Genomic DNA, 4493 nt, shown 5'->3' with positions numbered 1-4493 from the left:
ATGGAATATCTTGCATATCATGATATGTTGACAGATCTTCCAAATAGATATTCATTTAACGAAAGATTGATAGCTCTTCAAAAAATGGCTAAAAGAGAAAATAAAAAATTTGGAGTTATATATATAGATTTGGATAATTTTAAATTTATTAATGATACATATGGACATGAAGTTGGAGATGAATTGCTTATATTGGTCGCAAAAAGTTTAAAAAAAATATTGAGAGACTCAGATTTTATTTTCAGAATCGGTGGGGATGAATTTGTTGTAATATTAACAGATATTAAAAATAAAAATGATGTAGAAATTGTAATTAAAAAAATTATAAATGATATCACCAAAGAATATAACATAAAAAATAATATTTTTAGTGTTACATGCAGTTTAGGAGTTGCAATATATCCAGATGATGAAGAAAATGTTTGTGAGCTTATAAAATATGCGGATTTAGCTATGTATGAAGCCAAAAAAAATGGAAAAAATCAATATGCTTTTTTTAATATTAATATCAAAAATATGTTATATCAATTTCAAACAGTTACAAATGAATTAAAAGATGCCTTAAAAGCTGATAATCAACTTTTATTGTTTTTACAGCCAAGAATAGATATAGAAAAAAATAAAATAGTAGGTGCGGAAGTTTTGATAAGATGGAATCATCCAATAAAAGGCTTTTTGCCTCCAAATGATTTTATACCTGTTGCGGAAAAGAGCGATCTTATACTAAAACTTGATAGTTACGTATTGAATAAAACGTTTTTTTTAATAAAAGAATGGGAAAATGATGAGTTTTTAAAAGATATAAACTTATCTATAAATATTTCTGCAAAAGAGTTTAAAAATATAAATTTCATAAACAATTTGAAAGAGTGTTTAAACAGATATAAAATAGACCCTTCTAAATTGGAAATAGAGATAACAGAAACAGTTTCTATGGAAAATATTTCCTATACCATAGATACGTTAAATCTTATTAAATCCTTAGGATTTAAAATAGCGATAGACGATTTTGGCACTGGTTATTCGTCGCTAAATTACCTTAAAAAAATCCCTTTCGATATTTTAAAAATTGATAAAAGTTTTATTATGGATATAGATAGGGATAAGGATGATTTGGAAATTACTACATTGATTATAAATATTGCAAAAACTTTTAATAAAATGCTAGTAGCAGAAGGTGTGGAAACAAAAAAACATGAAATTATACTAAAAAGCCTTGGATGCAATTTTGTTCAAGGATATTTTTACTCAAAACCTATAAACAAAGAAGTTTTTATAAAACTCGTAAAATCAAAAGAGCTTGATTTTGTTTACTAAAGGTTACAGGCACCACACCCCTTTGATATATTAAAATCCTCTTCATAGCCGCAAAAGTCGCATTTATATATGATATTTGTAGTGCCGCTACAACCTCCGGCTTTACTTCTTTTTATCTTTATAGTATCTTTTTCGCACTGGGGACACATTCCTCTTTCTATTTTTGTAAGCTTATCTCCTTTTTCTTTTAAATATAGATAATAAGCAACAACTCCTAAAATAGAAAGGATTAAAAAAACTATAAACAGATACATTATTCTCTTCCAAATACAGATGAGTCGGTACTAATTGTTTGAAGCATATATTTTGCGTCCAAACTTCCTCTTTTGTTAGCCATTTTCCACCATTTTTTTGCCTCTTTTAAATCCTTTTTAACTCCCCATCCCTCATAATACATAATTCCTATATAATACATAGCTTCGCTGTTATTATCTTTTGCCAACTCCCTAAAAACCAAAATAGCTTCTTCATATTTTTCATCTTCAAAAAGTTTAATCGCTTCTTCTATTTTTTTCATATGGATTCCTTTACTCAACTTCTGTAAAATGAAGTTTTAATCCCTCTTGAGTCATAACAAATCCGTTTATTATAAGCTTTCCTTCATGCACCATTTTATGATGTTTTGAGCATAACGGAATAAGATTATATTTATGATTTGCTTTAAAATGGTCAATAAATCCACCCTTTGCATCGGATTTTGGAGCTATGTGGTGAACCTCTTGAACTATTTCGTTACATATGGCGCATTTTGTTAAATAAAGAGATTTATTATATCTACTTCTTTTTTTCTGTTTTAAAAGCTCTATTTCGCTAAACTCTTTTGTCAACTCTTTTCTTATTTTATAAGCCTCTTCCAAAAATTTCCTATCAAGATGCAAAGCTTTTGCAAACTCAAGCCCATATAGGGTGCTTCCGCTACCTGTTTTTAACTTTCTATCATATATTAATCTATCATTTTTCTCATCATAACTTACGCCAAGATGTAAAAAAATAATATTTTCAAGCTCTTTAATCGTTTTTAGCTGGGTTAACTGATGAAGATGGGTAGCAAAAATAAAATAGCTTCCTATTTCGCTCAATCTTTTGATTGCGGCGCTTACTATAGATAGAGCCGAATATGTCTCAGTTCCGTGACTAATCTCATCACCTAAAATTAAAGAGTTGGAAGTGGCTCTATTGAAAATATTTTTAAGTTCCAACATCTCAATAGCAAAAGTAGATAAACCTTTATATAGATTATCTTTTGAGACGATTCTTGTAAAAAGTTTATCTACTATTTTATATCTCATAAAAGCCGCTGGCACAAAAAGTCCCGCTTGTGCCATAATAACGGCTATTCCAACACTTTTCATTAAAGAGGATTTTCCGCTTGAATTTATACCGTATAACAATATTCCCTTTACCTCTTTTGAAGAAGAGGCCTCTATCGTTATATGGTTATGCTCTATATCTTTTATTTCTCCTAGAAAAATATCGTTTGGAATATATATTCCGTTTTCTTCTCTTGACTCGATTATAGGATGTCTTAGAGCTATAAACTCAAGCAGATCTTCTTGACAAATTTTAGGTTTTGTATAATTATATAATTTTGCACATTTTGCACCACTTATAGCAAAATCCAATTCGCCTATAAATATTATCAATTTTTCCAAAAGAGCACTATATAACCTCTCTAAATCTTCCAAAACCTCTAAAAATGTCTTTTTAACCAACGAAATAAGTCTAGAGTGCAAAGCGCTATATTCTTTTGACAAATTCTCAATCAACTCAGAACTTATCTTTACGCTATTTTTTAATCTTTTATAATAAAAATCTTTAAAAAAATAGTGATTATTATCTATTGTTATAAAACTCTTTAACAACTCATTTTCTATAATCGAAAATCTATTTTTGGTCATATTTATATAAAATCCTTCACTCTCAAGCCAGCCTATATTGACATACTCTTCATCCTTATCAAAAAAGGATGTTATATGATTTTTGATAGTTTCAAGTTTTTTAAAAACTTCTTTAATATCTGCTTCTATTTTATCGATAAAAATATTAACGCCGGGATTGAAAATATTGCTATCTATTTGATCTCTTCTATATTTTGCGCTCTGATCAAAATTGAAAATTCTCTCAAGCTCTTTTTTTAAAGCCTCAACCTCCTCTATAGAAAAATTCTCTATACCTAAATTAAATTTTTTTATTTCATTATAAAGTTTTTTTATGGAATATAGTGATGAATGTAGATAGTTTATCTCAAAAGGGTGCACCTTTTTTAATTTAATTCTTCTTAAAATCCTTTCAATATCGTAAACTTGCTTTAAAATCCTCTCAAGTTTTGGATATTCTTCTAACAAAGATTCTATTAAAAAATATCTTCTATTTAACTCCTTTTGATCCTGAATCGGATTTAAAAGACGCTCTTTTAATACCCTTTTGCCAATAGGAGTTGAGGTTTTGTCCAAAAGCTTTAAAAGGGTCATCTCATCGGGATCCCTTGAAGTTATATTTAACTGCTCCAAAGCATTGTTTCCTAAATATACAAAATGGCTGTTACCGATAAATATAGGTCTATTTAGCTTTTCAATAATAGCAGGATCGTGTTCTATAATAAAATCTAACAGTTTTGCTAAACTCTCGCTTGCATACGGATATTTTTCAAGATCAAGATATTCTATGGGAGATAGAATGGAATTTATAGAAAATATTTTGCTAAAAAGTTCGTTTTGATAGGAAATTTTTACTCTTTGAGAGTTTTCATGATAGGTATAATGGCTTTTTATCTCAAGATAATTATAAACAAACTCTTTATCTATATCACCTTCAAAGGTAACTATAATCTCTGAAGTATTATATGTTTGAAGTAGATTAAATATCTCATCCAAAGCAAATGTTTTATCTTCTCTTGTAGAGAAAACCTCGTTTATATAACATTTTCCGGTAGTTACATCAATTGCACAATACCCTCCATAATATATTCCTCTATTTTCTCCTATTATTAGCGATACTATATAATTTTCGGTAGGCTCTACCAAATAATCAAAATTGGTCCCCGGAGATATAATATTTGATAAATATCTTTTTACGTTAGGTGCTCTCCTTTTTGTCTAACTAAAACTATCGTATATTTTTTACTTTGAACAAGCCTGTTTAAATATCTCTCTAAAGCGAAATTTGGCACACCCGCC

The 4493-nt window shown here is 28.6% G+C and carries 4 protein-coding genes; 1 reads left to right on the top strand and 3 read right to left on the bottom strand.

What is annotated here, in order from left to right:
- Positions 1-1317: putative bifunctional diguanylate cyclase/phosphodiesterase (locus AC30RD_RS06640; RefSeq protein ID WP_489493604.1), on the top strand; the 1317-nt coding region annotated here is incomplete at its 5' end.
- Here AC30RD_RS06640 and AC30RD_RS06635 read toward each other — a convergent pair.
- Genes AC30RD_RS06635 through AC30RD_RS06625 form a run of 3 tightly spaced genes read right to left on the bottom strand, consistent with a single transcriptional unit; the run spans position 1314 to position 4340 of the window.
- Complete coding sequence (locus AC30RD_RS06635; protein ID WP_489493602.1) at positions 1314-1571, bottom strand: hypothetical protein; 258 nt, start codon at positions 1569-1571, stop codon at positions 1314-1316. The genes AC30RD_RS06640 and AC30RD_RS06635 overlap by 4 nt on opposite strands.
- Positions 1571-1834 carry a tetratricopeptide repeat protein gene (locus AC30RD_RS06630; protein WP_489493600.1) on the bottom strand — a complete coding sequence of 88 codons (264 nt, stop codon included), beginning with the start codon at positions 1832-1834 and terminating at the stop codon, positions 1571-1573. The genes AC30RD_RS06635 and AC30RD_RS06630 overlap by 1 nt, the downstream gene beginning before the upstream one ends.
- Positions 1835-1844: 10 nt before the next feature.
- Positions 1845-4340: a MutS-related protein gene (locus AC30RD_RS06625; protein ID WP_489493599.1), complete on the bottom strand. Its 2496-nt coding sequence runs from the start codon at positions 4338-4340 to the stop codon at positions 1845-1847.
- Positions 4341-4493: the final 153 nt, after the last annotated feature.

The sequence above is a fragment of the Nitrosophilus sp. genome, assembly GCF_982775275.1.
The sequence above is the reverse complement of the archived record's forward strand: the minus strand, read 5'-3'. Positions and strand labels throughout refer to the sequence as shown.

What these genes read in the sequence shown, in the direction of transcription:
- AC30RD_RS06635 (WP_489493602.1), bottom strand. Translation starts at nt 1,571, where the DNA reads ATGTATCTGTTTATAGTTTTTTTAATCCTTTCTATTTTAGGAGTTGTT.
- AC30RD_RS06630 (WP_489493600.1), bottom strand. Translation starts at nt 1,834, where the DNA reads ATGAAAAAAATAGAAGAAGCGATTAAACTTTTTGAAGATGAAAAATAT.